12 protein-coding genes and 3 tRNA genes are annotated in these 19,882 nt (G+C 65.7%); 4 read left to right on the top strand and 11 right to left on the bottom strand.

Going from position 1 to position 19,882, the window contains the following annotated elements:
- Positions 1–246: 246 nt before the first annotated feature.
- Positions 247–1,884 carry a response regulator gene (locus ASF61_RS19865; RefSeq protein ID WP_056160017.1) on the top strand — a complete coding sequence of 546 codons (1,638 nt, stop codon included), beginning with the start codon at positions 247–249 and terminating at the stop codon, positions 1,882–1,884.
- A gap of 6 nt (positions 1,885–1,890) precedes the next feature.
- On the opposite strand, the gene ASF61_RS19860 is transcribed toward ASF61_RS19865, so the two are convergent.
- Complete coding sequence (locus tag ASF61_RS19860; RefSeq protein ID WP_056160013.1) at positions 1,891–5,523, bottom strand: hydantoinase B/oxoprolinase family protein; 3,633 nt, start codon at positions 5,521–5,523, stop codon at positions 1,891–1,893.
- Positions 5,524–5,619: 96 nt separating this feature from the next.
- Between ASF61_RS19860 and ASF61_RS19855 the strand changes: the two genes are divergently transcribed.
- Complete coding sequence (locus ASF61_RS19855; RefSeq protein WP_056160010.1) at positions 5,620–7,530, top strand: bifunctional ADP-dependent NAD(P)H-hydrate dehydratase/NAD(P)H-hydrate epimerase; 1,911 nt, start codon at positions 5,620–5,622, stop codon at positions 7,528–7,530.
- Here ASF61_RS19855 and chrA read toward each other — a convergent pair.
- Genes chrA through ASF61_RS19840 form a run of 3 tightly spaced genes read right to left on the bottom strand, consistent with a single transcriptional unit; the run spans position 7,523 to position 11,086 of the window.
- Positions 7,523–8,740 (bottom strand): chromate efflux transporter, encoded by a 1,218-nt coding sequence (gene chrA / locus ASF61_RS19850; protein ID WP_056160284.1) that lies wholly within the window; start codon positions 8,738–8,740, stop codon positions 7,523–7,525. The two genes, ASF61_RS19855 and chrA, sit on opposite strands and share 8 nt — an antisense overlap.
- 40 nt (positions 8,741–8,780) lie before the next feature.
- On the bottom strand, positions 8,781–10,340 hold the full coding sequence (locus ASF61_RS19845; RefSeq protein ID WP_056160007.1) for a hypothetical protein: 1,560 nt from the start codon (positions 10,338–10,340) through the stop codon (positions 8,781–8,783).
- Positions 10,341–10,354: 14 nt separating this feature from the next.
- Positions 10,355–11,086, bottom strand: coding sequence for an ABC transporter ATP-binding protein (locus tag ASF61_RS19840; RefSeq protein ID WP_056160005.1), 732 nt, complete (start codon positions 11,084–11,086; stop codon positions 10,355–10,357).
- Between the two features lie 31 nt (positions 11,087–11,117).
- Between ASF61_RS19840 and ASF61_RS19835 the strand changes: the two genes are divergently transcribed.
- Complete coding sequence (locus ASF61_RS19835; RefSeq protein ID WP_056160001.1) at positions 11,118–11,768, top strand: arylesterase; 651 nt, start codon at positions 11,118–11,120, stop codon at positions 11,766–11,768.
- On the top strand, positions 11,765–12,826 hold the full coding sequence (mnmH, locus tag ASF61_RS19830; protein WP_056159998.1) for a tRNA 2-selenouridine(34) synthase MnmH: 1,062 nt from the start codon (positions 11,765–11,767) through the stop codon (positions 12,824–12,826). Before ASF61_RS19835 ends, mnmH begins: the two co-directional genes overlap by 4 nt.
- A gap of 72 nt (positions 12,827–12,898) precedes the next feature.
- On the opposite strand, the gene ASF61_RS19825 is transcribed toward mnmH, so the two are convergent.
- The 7 genes from ASF61_RS19825 to clpX form a co-directional block, all read right to left on the bottom strand.
- Positions 12,899–14,809 carry a SurA N-terminal domain-containing protein gene (locus ASF61_RS19825; RefSeq protein ID WP_082491838.1) on the bottom strand — a complete coding sequence of 637 codons (1,911 nt, stop codon included), beginning with the start codon at positions 14,807–14,809 and terminating at the stop codon, positions 12,899–12,901.
- A 231-nt stretch (positions 14,810–15,040) separates the two neighbouring features.
- A tRNA-Asp gene (locus ASF61_RS19820) sits at positions 15,041–15,117 on the bottom strand.
- A 38-nt stretch (positions 15,118–15,155) separates the two neighbouring features.
- A tRNA-Asp gene (locus ASF61_RS19815) sits at positions 15,156–15,232 on the bottom strand.
- A 54-nt stretch (positions 15,233–15,286) separates the two neighbouring features.
- Positions 15,287–15,362: transfer RNA gene (locus tag ASF61_RS19810), tRNA-Val, on the bottom strand.
- 52 nt (positions 15,363–15,414) lie between these two features.
- A complete protein-coding gene (locus ASF61_RS19805) occupies positions 15,415–15,687 on the bottom strand; it encodes an HU family DNA-binding protein (RefSeq protein WP_056159993.1) in 273 nt (90 codons plus the stop codon).
- A 215-nt stretch (positions 15,688–15,902) separates the two neighbouring features.
- A complete protein-coding gene (gene lon, locus ASF61_RS19800) occupies positions 15,903–18,314 on the bottom strand; it encodes an endopeptidase La (protein WP_056159990.1) in 2,412 nt (803 codons plus the stop codon).
- 282 nt (positions 18,315–18,596) lie between these two features.
- Positions 18,597–19,865 carry an ATP-dependent Clp protease ATP-binding subunit ClpX gene (gene clpX / locus ASF61_RS19795; protein ID WP_056159987.1) on the bottom strand — a complete coding sequence of 423 codons (1,269 nt, stop codon included), beginning with the start codon at positions 19,863–19,865 and terminating at the stop codon, positions 18,597–18,599.
- Positions 19,866–19,882 lie beyond the last annotated feature (17 nt).

Below are 19,882 nucleotides of genomic sequence, written 5' to 3'. Positions count from 1 at the left end.
CGGCGAAAATTAAACACGGGCTACAGCTTGCAGAAATCCTTTTGCGCGCATTATACCCGTTCCCACCCTGCGGAGACAGCGCCAGAATGCCGGCTGCCACGTCCATGAAGTATTCGCCAAGCAACGTTTAAAGCTGAAAACAGCGCCGTTTCGGGCAAAAATGCATGATCGCGGCGCCGTTCGGGTATGCTGGGATCACCTGAACGGATGGAAAACATGGCTGAATATGGCTGAATATGGCTGACTATGGCGGACTATAGCGAACTGTCGGTACTGATCGTGGACCCGAACCCGGGCATGCGCGGCAGCCTGCACAATATGCTGAACCAGTGCGAGATCACCCGCATCGAGTATGCGGTCGGTTCCGGCACGGCCATCCGCCAGCTGAGCAAGCGCCAGTTCGACATCGTGTTGTGCGAGTACGACCTTGGCAACGGCAACGAGAACAGCGGCCAGGATGGCCAGCAGCTGCTGGAAGACCTGCGCCACCACCGCCTGATTGCGCCGTGGAGCATCTTCATCATGATCACGTCCGAAGGCGTGTACAGCCGCGTGATCGGCGCGGTGGAGCTGGCGCCCACCGATTACGTGCTCAAACCGTTTACCGTCGATGCCCTGCTGCAGCGCATCCGCCGTGCCGTCGAGCGGCGCGACATCTTCTGGCCCGTCTACCGGCAGGTGGCGGCCGGCGATGTCCGCGCCGCGATTGCCAGCTGCCGGGAAGGCGAACAGGCCAATCCGCGCTACGGCGCCGATTACGCCCGCCTGCGCGCCGAACTGCTGGTGTCGATCGACGATCTTGCCGAAGCCGAATTCGTGTACCAGGCACTGCTGCTGACCCGCCCCACCGCCTGGGCCAGGCTGGGCCTGGCGCGCTGCCAGTTCGGCCTGGGCAAGCTGGCGGAAGCCCAGCAAACCCTGACCGCGCTGCTGCAGGAGCACCCCAGCTTCATGGCGGCCTACGACGTGCTGGCGCGCACCCTGCAGGCGCTGGGCCAGCAGCAGTCGGCCAAAAAGGTGCTCGAAGACGCGGTCGAGATTTCACCGCACATGGTGCGCCGGCTGCGTCACCTCGGCGAGGTGGCCTACGCCAGCGGCGACGTCGGCGCAGCCGAGCGGGCATTCAAGCAGGTGGTGTCGAAGGCGCGGTATTCCGAGTTCCGCGATCCCGAAGACCATCTCAAGCTGGTCAAGACGCTGGTCAAGAAGGGCGACGCCCACCAGGCCGGCAACGTGATCCGCGACATGGAGCGCTCGCTGCGCAGCAATGCCGACACCGAGACCTGCCGCGCCATCGCGGCCGGCATGGTGCAGCAGATGGTCGGCAACCTCGGCGCTGCGGCGACCGAACTGACGCTGGCCGTCAACAACCTCGGCAACACGCGCAGCCTGTCGAGCGGCCTCAAGCTCGACCTGGTGCAACGCTGCCTCGATGTCAAGCTCGACCAGCAGGCATCGTCGGTGATGCTGGACCTGATGAACGACGACGCCAGCGGCGTGTCGATGGACGAGGCGGTCGCGGTATTCGAACAGGCCGGTCGCCACGACCTGGCGCAGGGCATGGGCGAGCAGATCAGGATGCAGGTCGGCGAACTGCTGGCCCATGCGGCGGAAAAACGCGCGCAGGGCGACTTGCGCGCAGCGCTGGACGCCCTCAACGCCGGCCTGCGCAAGGCCCCGGCCAACATGGCGCTGCTGCCGGCCACCGCCTCGGCCATGCTCGGGCAGCTCGACGCGGCCGGCTGGGAAGCGCCATTGGCCGACCAGGCCGCCTACCTGATCGAGCGCATGCGCAAGATTGACGCCAGCCACCCGGCACTCGACGCGCTGGTGGCGCAGTACCAGCACACCCAGCGCAAGTACGGCATCGCCACGTCGGCCTGAGTCATTTCACGGCAAGACCGTGCCGTAGCCGCCCCCGCCCGGGGTTTCGATCACGAAGACGTCGCCGGCCGCCATGTCGGCCTTGCCGATGTGGCCCAGCTGCTCGACCGCACCGTCCGCCCGCAGCACGGTGTTGCGGCCCAGCGCGCCCGGGTGGCCGCCGGCCATGCCGAACGGCGGGTAAATGCGGTTGTTGGACAGGATCGCTGCCGTCATCGGTTCCAGGAAGCGCACGGTGCGCACGCCGCCGTCACCGCCGCGCCACTGGCCGGCGCCGCCGCTGCCGGCGCGGATGCGGTAGCTCTCGAGCCGGACCGGGAAGCGGAATTCCAGGATCTCGGGATCGGTCAGGCGCGAGTTGGTCATATTGGTCTGCACCACGCTCACGCCGTCAAAGCCGGGGCCGGCGCCGGAGCCGCCGCTGATGGTCTCGTAATACTGGTGCCGGGCGTTGCCGAACGTGAAATTGTTCATCGTGCCCTGGGCCGCCGCCATCACGCCCAGGGCGCCGTACAGCGCGTTGGTGATGCAGGTCGAGGTTTCGACGTTGCCCGAGACGACCGAGGCCGGGTAATGGGGATTGAGCATGGAACCGGGCGGTATCACCACGCGCAGCGGCTTCAGGCAGCCGGCATTGAGCGGGATGTCGTCATCGACCAGGGTGCGGAACACGTACAGCACGGCCGCCATGCACACCGCCCACGGCGCGTTGAAGTTGTTGTCGAGCTGGGGCGAGGTGCCGGTGAAGTCGATGGTGGCGCTGCGCGTGTCGCGATCGACCGTCACGGCGACCTCGATGCGGGCGCCGTTGTCGAGCTGCAGCCGGTAGCTGCCGTCGTGCAGGGCGCCGATCACGCGCCGCACCGCCTCTTCCGCGTTGTCCTGCACGTGGCCCATGTAGGCGCGCACCACATCGAGGCCGAAATGGTCGACCATCTTGCGCAGTTCGTCCACGCCCTTCTGGTTGGCGGCCACCTGGGCGCGCAGGTCGGCCAGGTTCTGGTCGGGATTGCGCGCCGGGTGGCGCGCACCGGCCAGCAGCGCCCGCGTTTCCGTTTCGCGCAGCCGGCCGCCGTCCACGCCGTCCACCAGCTTGAAATTGCTGATCAGGACGCCCTCTTCATCGATCGTGCGCGAGTCCGGCGGCATCGAGCCGGGCGTGGTGCCGCCGATGTCGGCGTGGTGGCCGCGCGAGCCGACGTAGAACAGGATCTCGCTGCCGGCCGCGTCGAACACGGGCGAGATCACCGTCACGTCGGGCAGGTGGGTGCCGCCGTTGTAAGGATCGTTGAGCATGAACACGTCGCCGGGCCGCATGCGGCCGGCATTGTCGCGCATGACGGTCTTGATGCTCTCGCCCATGGAGCCGAGGTGCACCGGCATGTGCGGCGCGTTGGCGATCAGGTTGCCGTCGGCGTCGAAGATCGCGCAGCTGAAATCGAGCCGCTCCTTGATGTTGACCGAGTACGCGGTGTTTTGCAGCCGCAGTCCCATCTGCTCGGCGATCGACATGAACAGGTTGTTGAAAATTTCGAGCATGACCGGGTCGGCGCTGGTGCCGATCGCCCGCTGCGCCGGCAGCGCCACCACGCGGCGCAGGACCAGGTGGCCGTGCGGCGTGGCCTCGGCGCGCCAGCCCGCTTCGACGATGGTGGTGGCGTTGGCCTCGGCGATGATGGCCGGGCCGTCGATGACGGCGCCGGCCGCAATGTGCGCGCGCTGGTACAAGCCAGTTTGCAACCACTGGCCGCCGACGTACATCGGCACCGTCGCAGCCGGAACCGGAGCCGCTGCCGTCCGTGGTGCGGGCGGCGTTTCAGGCGGCGCGTCGGACGCGCCGACCGCCTCCACCGACACCGCTTCCACGATCAGCGCCCTGCCCTCCATCAGGAACGAGTAGCGCTTGCGGTAGGCCGCTTCGAACCGGGCGCGCATGCTGTCGATGCCGTCGATGCCGTCGATGCCGTCGCTCCGGTCGTACAGCACGATCAGGGCGGTGTCGGTGCCCTCGTAGCGCAGGTGGATGCGCTCGATCAGGGTGATGCGCTCGGGCGCCACGCCCTGGTGCAGCAGATCGGCGTCAGCCTGCCGGCCCAGCGCGTGCAGCCGCGCTTCGAGTTCGGGCAGCGCAGCGGGATCGAGCCGCGCTTCCACTGCGGCCTCGCGCATGCTGGACTGGTCGGCCAGTCCCATGCCGTAGGCCGACATCACGCCGGCCAGCGTGTGCACGAACACCGTCTTCATGCCCAGCGCATCTGCCACCTGGCAGGCGTGCTGGCCGCCGGCGCCGCCGAAGCTGGTGAGCGCGTAGCCGGTCACGTCGTGGCCGCGCTGCACCGAGATCTGCTTGATCGCGTTGGCCATGTTGCCGACTGCGATATCGAGGAAGCCTGCGGCCACCTTCTCGGGCGTGGTGGGCTTGCCGGTGGCGGCGGCAATGCGCGCCGCCAGCTCGACGAAGCGCACCCGCACCGTCTGCGCGTCCAGCGGCTGGCGGCCGTCGGCGCCGAACAGGTGCGGGAAGTGCTCGGGCTGTATCTTGCCCAGCATGACGTTGCAGTCGGTGACCGCCAGCGGGCCGCCGCGCCGGTAGCTGGCCGGTCCCGGGTTGGCGCCGGCGCTGTCCGGGCCCACCCGGTAGCGGCTGCCGTCGAAGTGCAGCAGCGAGCCGCCGCCGGCAGCCACCGTGTGGATGCTCATCATCGGCGCGCGCATGCGCACGCCGGCCACCTGGGTCTCGAACACGCGTTCGAACTCGCCCGAAAAATGCGACACATCGGTGGAGGTGCCGCCCATGTCGAAGCCGATCACCTTGTCGAAACCGGCCAGCTGGCTGGCGCGCACCATGCCGACGATGCCGCCGGCCGGCCCGCTCAGGATGCTGTCCTTGCCCTGGAAGGCGCGCGCATCGGTCAGGCCGCCCGACGACTGCATGAACTGCACATTCACGCCCGGCAGCTCGGATGCCACCAGGTCCACGTAGCGGCGCAGGATCGGCGACAGATAGGCATCGACCACCGTGGTGTCGCCGCGCGCGACCAGCTTCATCAGGGGACTGGCCTGGTGCGACACCGAGACCTGGGTGTAGCCGATGGCGCGCGCGGCGTCCGCCACGCGGTTCTCGTGCGCGTGGTAGCGGTAGCCGTGCATGAAGACGATGGCCAGCGACCGCAGGCCACGGTCGTAGGCGGCCTGCAACGCGGCACGGGCTGCCGCCAGGTCGAGCGGCACGACCGTGTCGCCGTGGGCGCCGATGCGCTCGTCAACCTCGATCACCTCCGTGTACAGCAGCTCGGGCAGCACGATCTGGCGGTCGAACAGGCGCGGACGGTTCTGGTAGGCGATGCGCAGCGCATCGCCGAACCCGCGCGTGATGGCCAGCACGGTCGGTTCGCCCTTGCGCTCGAGCAGCGCGTTGGTGGCCACCGTGGTGCCCATCTTGACCGCGGCGATCCGTTCGACCGGGATCGCCTCGTGCGCCGCCACGCCGAGCAGCTGGCGGATGCCGGCGATGGCGGCATCGGCATAGTATTCGGGATTTTCGGAGAGCAGCTTGAGCGTGCGGAGCCTGCCGTCGGGCGCCAGCGCCACGATGTCGGTAAAAGTGCCGCCACGGTCGATCCAGAATTGCCAGTCCATCCCTGCCTCGTCTCGATGCTCGAAGCCGCCATTGTAGTGCGTGTTCGGTCAGCCACCCAACACAAGATGCGCGCTGGCCGGTGCTAAGATGAGGCGATGAAACCACTTTACTGCACCGCCGACATCCGCGCCGTCGAACGCGCGGCCGCTGCCACTTTGCCCGAGGGCGCCTTGATGCGCCGTGCCGGACAGGCCGCCGCCGCACTTGCCCGCACGCTGCTCGCTCCCGCTGCATCCTCGGCGTCGGCTGCAGCTGCCACGCCGATACTGGTGCTGGCCGGTCCCGGCAACAACGGCGGCGATGCGCTCGAAGCCGCAGCGCTGCTGGCCGAGGCAGGCCTGCCTGTCACCGTGCTGCACAGCGCGCCGGCCGGCGCGCAGTCGCCCGAGCGCACGGCAGCCTGGCAGCGGGCGCAACGCAGCGCCGCACGCCTCATCGCGCTGACGTCGGCCGAGGCGCAGTCCCTGATGCAGTTCGAGGTGCAGGCCGCTCGGCGGACAAATGCGCAGTCAGGAAGGCAGGACACTGCGCAGCCTGTTATGCAGGACGATGGCCAGGCGATGACGCAGCCCGCCAGGCCTCGCGATGTACAGCCCGCCGCACGGTCCCGTTGCGACAGCCGCCAGTCCCGCGCCGACGGCTGGGGGCTAGTGATCGACGGCCTGTTCGGCATCGGGCTGACGCGCCCGATCACCGGCGCGGCGCGCGACCTGGTGCAGGCGGTCAACCGGCTCGGGTGCCCGGTCCTGGCGCTGGACGTGCCGAGCGGGCTCGATGCCGATACCGGCGCCGTGGTCGGTCCCAATGGCGTCGCGCTGCGCGCCAGCCATACCCTCACCTTCATCGGCGACAAGCCGGGCCTGCACACCAACGAGGGGCGCGATCACGCCGGCGTGGTCGCGGTGGCGCCACTCTTGGCGGAGCAGGACCGGCATGGCGACGCGGCGTTGCCGTCGCTGCCCCCCGCGCGGATGCAGCTGAACCAGGAGGCCTTGTTCCGGCCGCACCTGCACGCGCGCCGTCACAGCGGTCACAAGGGCACTTACGGCAGCGTGGCCGTGATCGGCGGCGCTCACGGCATGCGCGGCGCGCCCATTTTGTCCGCGCGCACCGCGCTGCACGCCGGTGCGGGACGGGTCTATGTGCTGTACCCGGACGACGCGCTGCCGGCCGACAGCGGCCAGCCGGAACTGATGTGCCGCCTGGCCGAAGGTTATGACCTGGACCAGGCAACGCTGGCCATCGGTCCCGGTCTCGGCGACTCGGCCATGGCCACCGGGCTGTTGAAGCGCGCCATTGCCAGCAGCAGCGCGCTGCTGATCGACGCGGACGCCCTCAACCTGCTGGCCCGCGATACCTCGCTGCAGACGGCCGTTGCCCGCCGCAGCGATAGCGCTGGGCGCGTCGGTCAGACCGGGCACACCGACGCCGCCAGCCGAGCCGGCGCTACCGCGCAAGCCGGGCACACCCCGCAACCCGCCCAACCTGCACATCCCGCACACCCTGCACGCCCCGTCCAACCTGCACACCCTGCACCGGCGCGCCCGGGTCGACATGACCGGCCCGCTCACGCCACCGTGTTGACGCCCCACCCGCTGGAAGCGGCGCGCCTGCTCGGCGTCGAGGTGGCGGCCGTGCAGGCGGACCGGGTGGCGGCCGCCCGCACGCTGGCAGCGCGGCTGCAGGCAGTGGTGGTCTTGAAGGGTTCGGGCACGGTGATTGCCGCCCCCGACGGCGATTGCGTGATCAACCCCACCGGCAACCCGGCGCTGGCCACGGCCGGCACCGGCGACGTGCTGTCCGGCTTGTGCAGCGCCCTGCTGGCGCAAGGCTGTCCGCCATGGCCGGCCGCGCTGGCGGCCGTATGGCTGCACGGCGCGGCGGCAGACCATCTGGTCGAGACGGGCATCGGACCGGTCGGCATGACGGCCGGCGAACTGATACCGGCGATCCGCCGCCTGCTCAATGACCAGGTCAATGGGATGGTCAATCGCCAGGTCAGCTGAGCGGCCACGCGACGCTGCACCACCCGGCCGCGGCGCAGGCAAGCACCACCAGCCACGGCGGCAGCCTCCACCAGCTCAGCGCGGCCAGCGCCAGGGCCGCGAGCGCCAGGTCCGGCCAGGCGTGGATGGCGCCGGTCCATACGGGATCGACCAGCGCCGCCAGCAGCACGCCCACCACGGCGGCGTTCATGCCCGCCAGCGCGCCCTGCGCGCGCCGGCTATGTCTCAGGTGGTGCCAGAACGGCAAGGCGCCGGCCAGCAGCAGGAAGGATGGCGTGAAGATCGCCAGCAGGCACATCGCGCCACCGAGCCAGCCCGCCGGCGCGATCGTCGCCGCAGCGCCCAGGAATCCGGCAAACGTGAACAGCGGCCCGGGCACCGCCTGCGCCAGACCGTAGCCGGCCAAAAAGGTCTGCTGATTCACCCAGCCGGTGGTCACCACCTCGGCCTGCAGCAGCGGCAGCACGACGTGCCCGCCGCCGAACACCAGGGCACCGCTGCGGTAGAACGCTGCCGCCATGGCCAGCGGCGGCGCCTGCAGGTCGCGCGCGGCCATCGGCAAGCCGACCAGCAGCAGCACGAACAGCAGCAGCCATAGGACGCCGGCGCGCCGGCTGAGCGGCGCCGGCTGCTGTTCGCCAGCGCCCGCTGTGGCTGGCGTCACCGACAGCCGGCGCAAGCTGCCCAGGATGCCCAGGATGCCCGCCGCGGCAATCACGAGCACCTGCCCCCACGCCGACGGCACCAGCACCACGCAAGCGGCGGCAGCGGCCATCAGCAGCACGCGCGGCACGTCGGTGCACAGCTTGCGGCCCATGCCCCACACCGCTTGCGCGACGACCGCCACGGCGGCCACCTTCAGGCCGTGCAGCACGCCGGCCGGCAACCACGCGCCATGGCTGGCCATGCCGGTTGCGCAGCCGATCAGCAGCACGGCCGATGGCAGCGTGAAGCCGGCCCAGGCGCCCAGTGCGCCGGCGTAACCGGCGCGCGCCAGGCCCAGCCCCATGCCGACCTGGCTGCTGGCCGGTCCGGGCAGGAACTGGCACAGCGCCACCAGGTCGGCGTACGCGGCCGGCGTGAGCCAGCGCCGCCGCACAACGAATTCATCGTGGAAGTAGCCGAGGTGGGCGACCGGGCCGCCGAACGAGGTCAGGCCCAGGCGCAGGAATACCAGGAAGACGCCGAAGCCGGCAGCGAGCGCATCCATGATCGCGTGCACGCCGCCCGTCACACCGGGCGCAGCGGCTTCACCGGCGCACCAGGTCGGCTTCGATCGCTTTCAGGAAGGCGCGCTGCGACCATTCGAGGTCATTGACCGCGATGGCGGGCGTGTAGAACGTGGTCACGCTGCGCGGGCGGTTCACCACCACCCTGGACGGCACGATCACCGAGGCCAGGCCCGACTTGAGCGGTTCGAGCCGGATGCCGGTGTACGACGAATCGGCCGCGCTGGGCGCACCGATCCGCTTGGTGTTGGGGAACAGCGAGAACACGTCGAGCGCTTCGAGGCAGGCGCCGGTGCACTGGCCCGGCACCACCACGTACACGGGCCGGGTCAGCGGCGGCGGATCGCCGGGCAGGTTCTCGGCGCGGTCGCTGTCGCTGACCGCGTCGCGGCGGGCCGGATCGGGATAGAATTTTTCATCGCGCGACTGGGCCGCCAGCATGCCCTGGCTGATGACGGCCGGGTCGTAGCCGAGCTGGCTGCGCTGCTTGTCGGTCAACTGGGCCGATTCGAACGACGTGTAGGCGATATTGCCGAACGAGGCGCGCCACAGCACGGCCTGCCGCGCCTGCGCCACCTTGACGCGGCGGTTCACGCGCGCCTCGCCCCACAGTGTCCGCGCCAGCTTCAGCGCCCAGCCGGCGTCGCCGCCCTGGTTGCCGCGCAGGTCGATCACCAGCGCATCGGCCTCGAGGTAGCGCGGGCGGCTGGCCTGGGCTTCGGCCAGCATGGCGTGGTAAGCCGCGCGTTCGGTCTCGCCGGGCTGGAACGTGGGCAGCGCGAACCAGTACAGTTTGGGGCGCGGGGTGCTGATGCCGATCGGCTGGGTCACGCCGTTGAAGCTGTCGTCGCGCAGGCGCCGCGCCGCGTCGTCCATGGCGCGCCAGCTCAGCGTGATGCGCGATTCGCGGCCCTCGTCGATGAAGATGCACTGCACCGGCAGCGTGATGAAGGGGTTGCCCTGGTCGATGAAGACATCGGGCGCAAAGGTCCACCACGGGCCGGTGCCGCCGCTGCGCTGGCCGAAACCGAACACGTTGGTCTCGACCAGCTGTGCGATCGGCTTGCCGTCGCAATCGGCAATGCGCGCGCCGACTGCCGGACCGCCGGGCGTGGTGGCGGCCACGAACATGTTGTCGCCGCGCCAGGCCGTGATGAAGCCGGGCCAGCGCGGCGGTGCGGGCGGCATGTCCTTGAGCACCACCCCGGCGCGGCCATCGCCGAGCAAGGCGTTGAAGTGCTGCAGCGCTGCCGCGTAGCCGGCCGCATCGCGCACCCTGGCAGCGAGCGCATGCCCCCCTTCGCGCGCTTTCTCGAGGTTGCGGGCAAAGTCCGGGTTGGCCGGATCGACCGTGCCCGGATGGTCGTCCAGCGTGGTCAGATAGGCCGCTTCGACATCGGCCACGGCAGCCTGGCGCCACTGCTCGGCGCTCATCGTGGGCAATGCTGGTGCCGCAGCGGCTGCCGCTGGCCGCGATCCCTGCGCAAACGCGCCGGCGACGGCCAGGGCCAGCACGGCGCCGACCGCGCCGGTGCGCCAGCGCGCGCGGAATTTGATAGCGTTGTTATTCGTGGTATCCATGCGTGTTCCCCTGCTCACACCAGCCGCCCGGCGGCGATGGTGATCGTGCGGCCGCAGCGCGCGGCCATCGATTGATCGTGCGTGACCAGCACCAGTGTCGAGCCGTGCTGGCGATTGAGCTCGAACATCAGTTCGATCACGGCGTTGCCGGTAGCGGCGTCGAGGCTGCCGGTCGGCTCGTCGGCAAACAGCAGCGGCGGCGCGCCGACGAAGGCGCGCGCCAGCGCCACGCGCTGCTGCTCGCCGCCGGACAGGTACTTCGGATAATGCCGGAGCCGCGAGGACAGGCCCACACGCGCCAGCATGGCTTCGGCCCTGGCGCGCGCGTCCGCCGCGCCGGCCAGTTCCAGCGGCAGCATGACGTTTTCGAGGGCAGTCAGATGCGCCAGCAGCTGGAAAGACTGGAACACGAAGCCGAGCTTTTCCTTGCGCAGCGCGGCGCGGCCGTCTTCATCGAGCGCATAGATATCGACGCCGTCGAGCAGTACCTTGCCGGCGCTTGGCGCATCCAGCCCTGCCAGCAAGCCCAGCAAGGTAGACTTGCCGGAGCCCGAGGCGCCGACGATGGCAAGCGTCTCAGCCCGTTGCACGGTAAAATCCACCTCATGCAGGATCGTCAGTTCGCCGCTGGCGTCCGCCACGCGCTTGGCAAGACCGCTGACGACGATGGCGGCCGGGCCGGGCAGCTGGCCCGCCGCAGCGCTGGCGCGCCCATCGGCTGCAGGAAATCCGGGACCATCCGGCACAAATTTGGAAGACGCTTGAGGAAAATCTGGCATGCGCGATATGGTAATGAAGTTAGCAAAAAAACTGAGTGTACACGCAGCAGCTGCCTGCCTGATGCTGGCGGCAGCGGCGAGCGCTTATTCTGCACCAAAAACAGTCCTCGTGCTCGGCGACAGCCTGTCTGCCGAATACGGCCTGGCCCGTGGCACGGGCTGGGTGGCGCTGGCCGACAGAAAGCTCAAACAGCAGAAAATCGATGCCGAGCTGGTCAACGCCAGCGTCAGCGGCGAGACCACCAGTGGCGGGCGCTCGCGCCTGCCGGCGCTGCTGGCCAAGTACCAGCCGGCGCTGGTGGTGATCGAACTGGGCGCCAACGATGGCTTGCGCGGCTTGCCGGTGGCGGCCGCCCAGGCCAACCTCCAGGCCATGGCCGACGCTGCCGGCAAGTCTGGCAGCAAGGTCATGCTGATCGGCATGCGCATTCCGCCCAATTACGGCCGCGATTATGCCGACAAGTTCTACGCCATGTACGGCACGCTGAGCCGTGAGCTGAAAGCGCCGCTGGTGCCGTTCATGCTCGACGGCGTGGCCGACAAACCGCAGCTGTTCCAGCCCGACCGCCTGCATCCGCTGGCCGAGGCCCACCCCGTCATTCTCAACAATATCTGGCCCGTGCTGGAAAAAGCGATCAAGGCAAAATGAAATATCCGGAAGTGCTCGGCATCGCCGAGGTGTTGCCCCAGCTGGCCAGCTTCGACGCCATCATCGACGCCCGCAGTCCCTGCGAGTATGCGCAAGACCACCTGCCCGGCGCCATCAACGCCCCGGTGCTCGACGACGAGCAGCGCATCCGCGTCGGCACCATGTACAAGCAGGTCGGATCGTTCGAAGCCAAGAAGCTGGGCGGCGCCCTGGTTGCCAGGAATATCGCCGACCACATCGAGCAGCTGTGGCTGGCGCACCCGCGCGAATGGCGCCCGCTCGTCTATTGCTGGCGCGGCGGCAACCGCAGCGGCGCCATGGCGCACATCCTGTCCAAGATCGGCTGGCCCGTGGTCCAGCTCGAAGGCGGCTACAAGGCCTTCCGCGCCGAGGTGAATGCGGCACTGGAGCAGGCGCCGCAACTGCGCTTCAAGGTCATCTGCGGCACCACGGGCAGCGGCAAGAGCCGCCTGCTCGAAGTGCTGGCCGCGCACGGCGCGCAGGTGCTGGACCTGGAACAGCTGGCCGCCCACCGCGGCTCGGTGCTCGGTCACCTGCCCAGCCAGGCGCAACCGAGCCAGAAAGCTTTCGAGACCCGCATCTGGGACTGCCTGCGCCGCTGCGATCCGGCGCGGCCCGTGTTCGTGGAATCGGAAAGCAAAAAGGTCGGCAACCTGCGCGTGCCGGCCGCGCTGATGGACGCCATGCGCGCCTCGGACTGCATCGCGCTGACCCTGTCACGGGGCGACCGCGTGCGCCTGCTGATGGAAGACTACGCGCACTTCCTGGTCAGCCCCGCCACGCTCAATGCCCAGCTCGAACACCTGACCGCGCTGCACGGCAAGGAAAAAATCCGGCGCTGGCAGGCCATGGCCGACAGCGGCGCCATGCCGCAACTGGTCGACGAGCTGCTGGCCGAGCACTACGACCCGGCCTACCTGCGCTCGATCGACCGCAACTTCGTCCGCTACGAACAGGCGCTGCCGCTGACACTGGCCGATATCGGCGCCGCCGATTTTGCCCAGGGCGCGCGCTACCTGATCGACACCGTCGCCTAGCCACCCGGCAGACGAAAAAAAGCCGCGTATAAAACGCGGCTTTTTTTTGGATGGTGCTGTTGAGGCTCCCTTTTATTCCTTCACTTCGGTCACCGTGGCAGTGGCGATCGGCTTGAGGATCTTGACCTTGGCGCGCTGCTTGAGCAGCTCGATGTACTCGTACATCTCCTGCTGGGCAATGATGGTGCCGATCTGCTCGGCTTCCTGCTTGCGGCGCTCGGCGTCCTGCTGGGCCGGCTGCTGCACTTTGCCGATGCGGTACACGGCGTAGCCCATGCCCGGCAAGTCCACGCCCACGTAAGCTGGCAGCTTGCTGGTGTCGGCTTTCATCACGTCTTGCAGCGCCACGCCGTTCAAGCCTTCGGGCTTGCTGCGCGACACCAGCTTGGCGGGACCGAAGCCGGCAGCGTCACCGGACTTCTTGGCGGCAGCCAGTTTCTCGGCGCCGGCCTTGGCGGCCAGCTTGGCCGCTTCTTCCATCGTCACGCGCTGGCGGATGGCCGCATCGACTTCGGCCAGCGGACGGCGCGACGCCGGTTTGAAGTCGACGATGCGGCCGGCCACCAGCGTGCTCGGCGCGGTTTCGACGGCTTCGGTGTTGGTCTTCTTGGTCAGCGATTCGTTCGAGAACAGCGCGGTAAGGAACTTGGCGTTGTTATACGGCGCCTTGCCCGCCTGCGGCGATGGTACACGCGAGACATTGCTGGCGGTTTCGATTTTCAGGCCCAGCTTGTCGGCGACCGGCTTCAGGCTGTCCGCCTGCTCGTAGACGGTGTTGGTGAAGGTTTCCGCCATCTCCGAGTATTTCTTCGATGCCTGCGACGCTTTCAGGGCATCGGCCACTTCGGTCTTGACCGATTCCAGCGGCTTGACCACGGCAGGCTTGAGCGCGGTCACGGTCAGCACGTGGAAACCATAATCGGACCGGACCGGATCGCTGATCTCGCCCTGCTTGAGTTTCATAACGACCGCTTCCAGCGGCGCCGGTAGGCTGCCCTTTGTCACGATATCGAGGTCGCCGCCCTGCTCGGACGTCGGATCCTGCGATTTTTCCTTGGCCACCTTGGCGAAGTCGCCCGGCGCCTTGCGCAGTTCGGCAGCGATGGCATCGGCCTTGGCCTTGGCGGCAGCCACGTCGGCAGCGCTCGCATCTTTTTTCACGGCGATCAGGATGTGGGCGGCGCGGCGGCTTTCCGGTACGGTGAACGCGGCCTGGTTGGCGTCGTAATACTTGGCGATGTCCGCGTCGGTAATTTTTACCTGGTTCAGCACGGCTTCGTTGTTGAGCACCACGTATTCGATGCGGGCCTGCTCCGGCACTTCGAAGAACTTGGCGTTCTTGTCGTAATAGGCTTTGACCATGGCGTCGGTCACCTTGACCTGCGGCACGAAATCGGTGACCGGCAACATCAGTTCCTGGACTTCGCGTTCCTGCGAACCGATGTTCGACAGCGCGGTGGCCACCGTGCGCGGGGCGAAACCGGTATTTTGCACGGCGCCGCCCAGCTGTTGCAGGGCCATGTCGCGGCGCATGCGCGCATCGTTCATGGCCGGCGTCAGGCCTTGCGACGCCAGGATGGCCTTGTAGCGCTCCATGTCGAAATTGGCGGCGCCGCCGAACAGGTCGATAATGGCGCGTTGCAGCTGGCCATCGCTGATGGTGAGGTTGGAACGCGTGACTTCGGCGCCGATGGCGCGCTCGGCGATCAGCTGGTCGAGGATGTTTTGCTTGAACTCGGGCGTATCGAACAGTTTCTGGTCGAACTGCTGGCCCATGCGCTGGCGGTAGTTGTCGAGCGCGTTACGCAGGGCATTGTCGAACTCCTGCTGGCTCAGCGGTTGACCGCCGACCTTGGCAATGGTGGTGGCGGCATCACCGAAACCTTTGTAGCTTTCCAGACCGACGAGGGCAAACGACGGGACGATGATGATCGCCAGGAGAATCTGCATCAAACGTTGATGATTACGAATAAATTCAAACATGGTCAGCCAATTCGGATTGATAGGGACTTGCACATACAAAAATGGCGAACTCGCGTCCGCCAACTCCAGGGGATTTTACAGCGCACACACCTCTATAGCAAGGGTAATCATGGCAGCTTGCTATGGCCCGGATCGGGCTTTAAGGATGAGGCCGAATTAATCAGCCCGTCAATAAGGAAGCTGAAAAAGAAAAACCCCGCAGCCATTGCTGGCTGCGGGGTATCTTGTTCTTGGCGGAGCGGACGGGACTCGAACCCGCGACCCCCGGCGTGACAGGCCGGTATTCTAACCAACTGAACTACCGCTCCTTTGGGTACAACCTATATTGCATACTCTGACAATCTGCTGGCGGAGCGGACGGGACTCGAACCCGCGACCCCCGGCGTGACAGGCCGGTATTCTAACCAACTGAACTACCGCTCCAGCAAACTTATCAGGTGCAACATTCTACTACAGGGCACAACATTTTGCAAACTCTGGTGGGCGGTGAGAGGCTCGAACTCCCGACCTAAGCCTTGTAAGGGCTCCGCTCTACCAACTGAGCTAACCGCCCCAGTTTTGCCATCGCAAGCAGCCGAACCAGCCTGGCTGCTCACCGAAGTCCGTTAGTTTACAGCATCTTTCAACGCTTTGCCAGCTTTAAATTTAGGAACTTTTGCAGCGTCGATCGTGATTTCTTCCTTGGTGCGCGGATTGCGGCCGGTACGGGCGGCGCGTTCGCTCACAGAGAAAGTGCCGAAGCCGACCAGGGTAACGCTGTCGTTCTTTTGCAGGGTGGTGGTCACACCGTCGATGACGGCGTCCAGCGCACGTGCAGCAGCAGCTTTCGAAATATCAGCGGAAGCAGCGATATGGTCGATCAATTCAGTCTTATTCAAAGCAATTCCCCGTCACATAAGTTATAACATTTGGCCCGTCATTTATCGGTCATAAACCTTTGAATCCGGGCCGAGAAAAATCTCAGGCCGTATTAAACAAGCCAGCCTGCCGTGCTGTCAAGGTTGGCACGGTAGAAAACCAGGTAAAAAAATAAAAACAGGCGCTATAAAAGCGCCTGTTTCGGATAAAACACGATACTAAAAACGAATGTCTGTTAGTGCTTTACTACGTCCGCTTTGCCGTCCGGTTTCGCTGCTGCCGCTGCCACCGCTTCGACCGGCGCCGTCTCCGTCAACGGTTCCGGCTGACGCTCGAGCGCCACTTCCAGCACCTTGTCGATCCAGCGCACCGGCACGATCTCGAGCTTGTTCTTGACGTTGTCCGGAATATCGGCCAGGTCCTTGACGTTCTGCTCGGGGATCAGCACGGTCTTGATGCCGCCGCGCTGGGCCGCCAGCAGTTTTTCCTTGAGACCGCCGATCGGCAGGACTTCACCGCGCAGCGTGATCTCGCCCGTCATCGCCACGTCGGCGCGCACCGGGATGCCGGTAAATACCGACACCATCGCCACCGTCATCGCCGCACCGGCCGATGGACCGTCTTTCGGCGTGGCGCCTTCCGGCACGTGGATGTGGATATCGCTCTTCTCGAACACCTCGTTCTTGATGCCGAGGCGCTGGGCGCGGCTGCGCACGACGGTGCGGGCCGCTTCGATCGATTCCTTCATCACGTCGCCGAGCGTACCGGTGCGGATCACGCCGCCTTTGCCGGGCATCGACACCGCTTCGATGGTCAGCAGGTCGCCGCCGACTTCGGTCCAGGCCAGGCCGACCACCTGGCCGATCTGGTTTTCCTTCTCTGCCACGCCGAAATCGTAACGGCGCACACCGAGGAATTTGTCCAGGTTTTTCGGCGTAACCAGCACTTTTTTGTCGGACTTTTTCAGCAGCAGCATCTTGACGACCTTGCGGCAGATTTTCGACACTTCGCGTTCCAGCGAACGCACGCCGGCTTCGCGCGTGTAGTAACGGATGATGTCGCGCAGCGTCGCTTCGGACACCGAAATCTCGTCTTCCTTGAGGCCGTTGTTCTTGATCTGCTTGGGCAGCAGGTAGCGCATGGCGATGTTGGTCTTCTCGTCCTCGGTGTAGCCGGACAGGCGGATCACTTCCATGCGGTCGAGCAGCGCCGGCGGAATGTTGTACGAGTTCGAGGTGGCCACGAACATCACGTCCGACAGGTCGAAGTCCACTTCGATGTAGTGGTCCGAGAACGTGTGGTTCTGTTCAGGATCGAGCACCTCGAGCAGGGCCGACGACGGATCGCCGCGGAAATCGGCGCCCATCTTGTCGATCTCGTCGAGCAGGAACAGCGGGTTGCGCACGCCGACTTTCGACAGCGATTGCAGCACCTTGCCCGGCATCGAGCCGATGTAGGTACGACGGTGACCGCGGATCTCGGCCTCGTCGCGCACGCCACCGAGCGCCATGCGCACGAACTTGCGGTTGGTGGCGCGGGCGATCGACTGCCCCAGCGAGGTTTTACCGACGCCCGGTGGACCGACGAAGCACAGGATCGGCGCTTTCAGCTTGTCGACGCGCTGCTGTACCGCGAGGTATTCGAGGATGCGTTCCTTGACCTTGTCGAGGCCATAGTGTTCGCCTTCGAGCACTTTCTCGGCATTCGACAGGTCGTTGTTGACCTTGGATTTTTTCTTCCACGGCAGGCTCACCAGCGTGTCGATATAGTTGCGCACGACGGTGGCTTCGGCCGACATCGGCGACATCAGCTTGAGTTTTTTCAGCTCGGCCGTGGCCTTGTCCAGTGCTTCCTTCGGCATCTTGGCCAGCGCGACTTTCTTCTCGAGCTCGTCGAGGTCGGCGCCGTCTTCGCCCTCGCCCAGTTCTTTCTGGATGGCCTTGACCTGCTCGTTCAGGTAGTACTCGCGCTGCGATTTTTCCATCTGGCGCTTGACGCGGCCACGGATGCGTTTTTCGACCTGCAGGATGTCGAGCTCGCCTTCGAGCTGGCCCAGCAGGTGTTCAAGGCGCTTGGCGACGCTGAAGATCTCCAGGATCACCTGTTTCTGCTCGAGCTTGAGCGGCAGGTGGGCGGCGACCGTGTCGGCCAGGCGGCCGGCGTCGTCGATGCCCGACAGCGAGGCGAGGATCTCGGGCGGGATTTTCTTGTTCAGTTTGACGTACTGGTCGAACTGCTGAACGATGGCGCGGCGCATTGCCTCGATTTCGGAATCGTCGCCCAGCTCGGACTCGAGCGGCGTCAGTTCGGCCACGAAGTGGGTCGGCGTGTCGCCGATGCTGTTGATGCGGGCGCGCTGGGCGCCTTCGACCAGCACCTTGACCGTGCCGTCCGGCAGCTTGAGCATTTGCAGAATATTGGCTACGCAGCCGATTTCATAGATATCGGCTGCAGAAGGTTCATCCTTGGCGGCCGCTTTTTGGGCGGCAAGCATGATGCTCTTGCCCTGCTCCATAGCGGCTTCCAGCGCCTTGATCGATTTCGGGCGTCCTACGAACAGCGGTATCACCATATGCGGAAATACGACGACGTCCCGCAGCGGCAATAACGGCAGTTGAGTTTGCTCTGTTAATTTGGAAGTTGTCATGGCGTACCTTATGTGAAAGCGTGAAGATGATGTGGCGATGGTCTGGCCAATCACAAGACCGAACGACGAGAAATAATACTATGGATGAAAGAATACTGCCCCCCGCCGTATCCGGTTCGCAATATCGCCGATGATGCAATGACAAAAGCCACGCGCAACAGCTGCTGTCACGCGTGGCTTTTCGAATCAAGCCTGCCCTGTTCCTGATTTAAATTGTACCGCCTGCTCCGGGCAGCGCGAAATGAATTTTGCACCGGCCCGGAATAAGTGTGCACCTCTTAATTAATTCTCACCAGAGACTTTGGCCGGTTCCTGGTAAATCAATAAAGGTTTGGCACCGCTGGTAATGGTATTTTCATCAATGACCACTTTCACGACATTGGTTTCATTCGGCAGTTCGTACATGGTGTCGAGCAGCGCGTGTTCCAGGATGGAACGCAGGCCACGGGCGCCGGTCTTGCGCGCCAGCGCCTTCTTGGCGATCGCATGCAGCGCGGCCGGACGGATTTCCAGCTCGGCGCCTTCCATGTCGAGCAGCTTGGCGTATTGCTTGACCAGTGCATTCTTCGGCTCCACCAGGATCTGGATCAGCGCTTCCTCGGTCAGCTCGGCCAGGGTGGCGACCACCGGCAGACGGCCGACCAGTTCCGGAATCAGGCCGAACTTGATCAGGTCTTCCGGCTCGGCGTCCTGCATCACTTCGCTGTTGCTGCGTTCTTTCTTGCTCTTCACGCTGGCCGAGAAACCGATGCCCGATTTTTCCGAGCGGTTCGAGATCACCTTGGCCAGGCCGTCGAACGCGCCGCCGCAGATGAACATGATGTTGGTGGTGTCGATCTGCACGAAGTCCTGGTTCGGATGCTTGCGCCCGCCCTGCGGCGGCACCGACGCCATCGTGCCTTCGATCAGTTTCAGCAGCGCCTGCTGCACGCCCTCGCCCGAGACGTCGCGGGTGATCGACGGATTGTCCGACTTGCGCGAAATCTTGTCGATCTCGTCGATATAGACGATGCCGCGCTGGGCCTTCTCGACGTCGTAGTTGCAGCTCTGCAGCAGCTTCTGAATGATGTTCTCGACGTCTTCACCGACGTAGCCGGCTTCGGTCAGCGTGGTCGCATCGGCGATCACGAACGGCACGTTGAGCATGCGCGCCAGCGTTTGCGCCAGCAGCGTCTTGCCGGAACCGGTCGGGCCGACCAGCAGGATGTTGCTCTTGGCCAGTTCGACATCGTCTTTCTTGCCCAGGTGCTTGAGGCGCTTGTAGTGGTTATACACCGCCACCGACAGGATGCGCTTGGCGGTCTGCTGACCGATCACGTACTGGTCGAGCAAGTCCTTGATTTCGTTCGGGGTCGGCAAGTCCGACTTGGCGCCGGCCACCGTTTCCACGGCCGAGGTTTCGTCACGGATGATGTCGTTGCACAGGTCGATGCACTCGTCGCAGATGAACACCGACGGGCCGGCGATCAATTTCTTTACCTCGTGCTGGCTCTTGCCGCAAAACGAGCAGTACAGTAATTTTTCGCCGCTGGAGGATTTTTTGTCTGACATGGGGCAATTTTCTCTAG

This window comes from Duganella sp. Leaf126, assembly GCF_001423125.1.
Lineage (GTDB): Bacteria > Pseudomonadota > Gammaproteobacteria > Burkholderiales > Burkholderiaceae_D > Rugamonas.
This window is presented reverse-complemented; position numbering and strand designations above follow the sequence as displayed.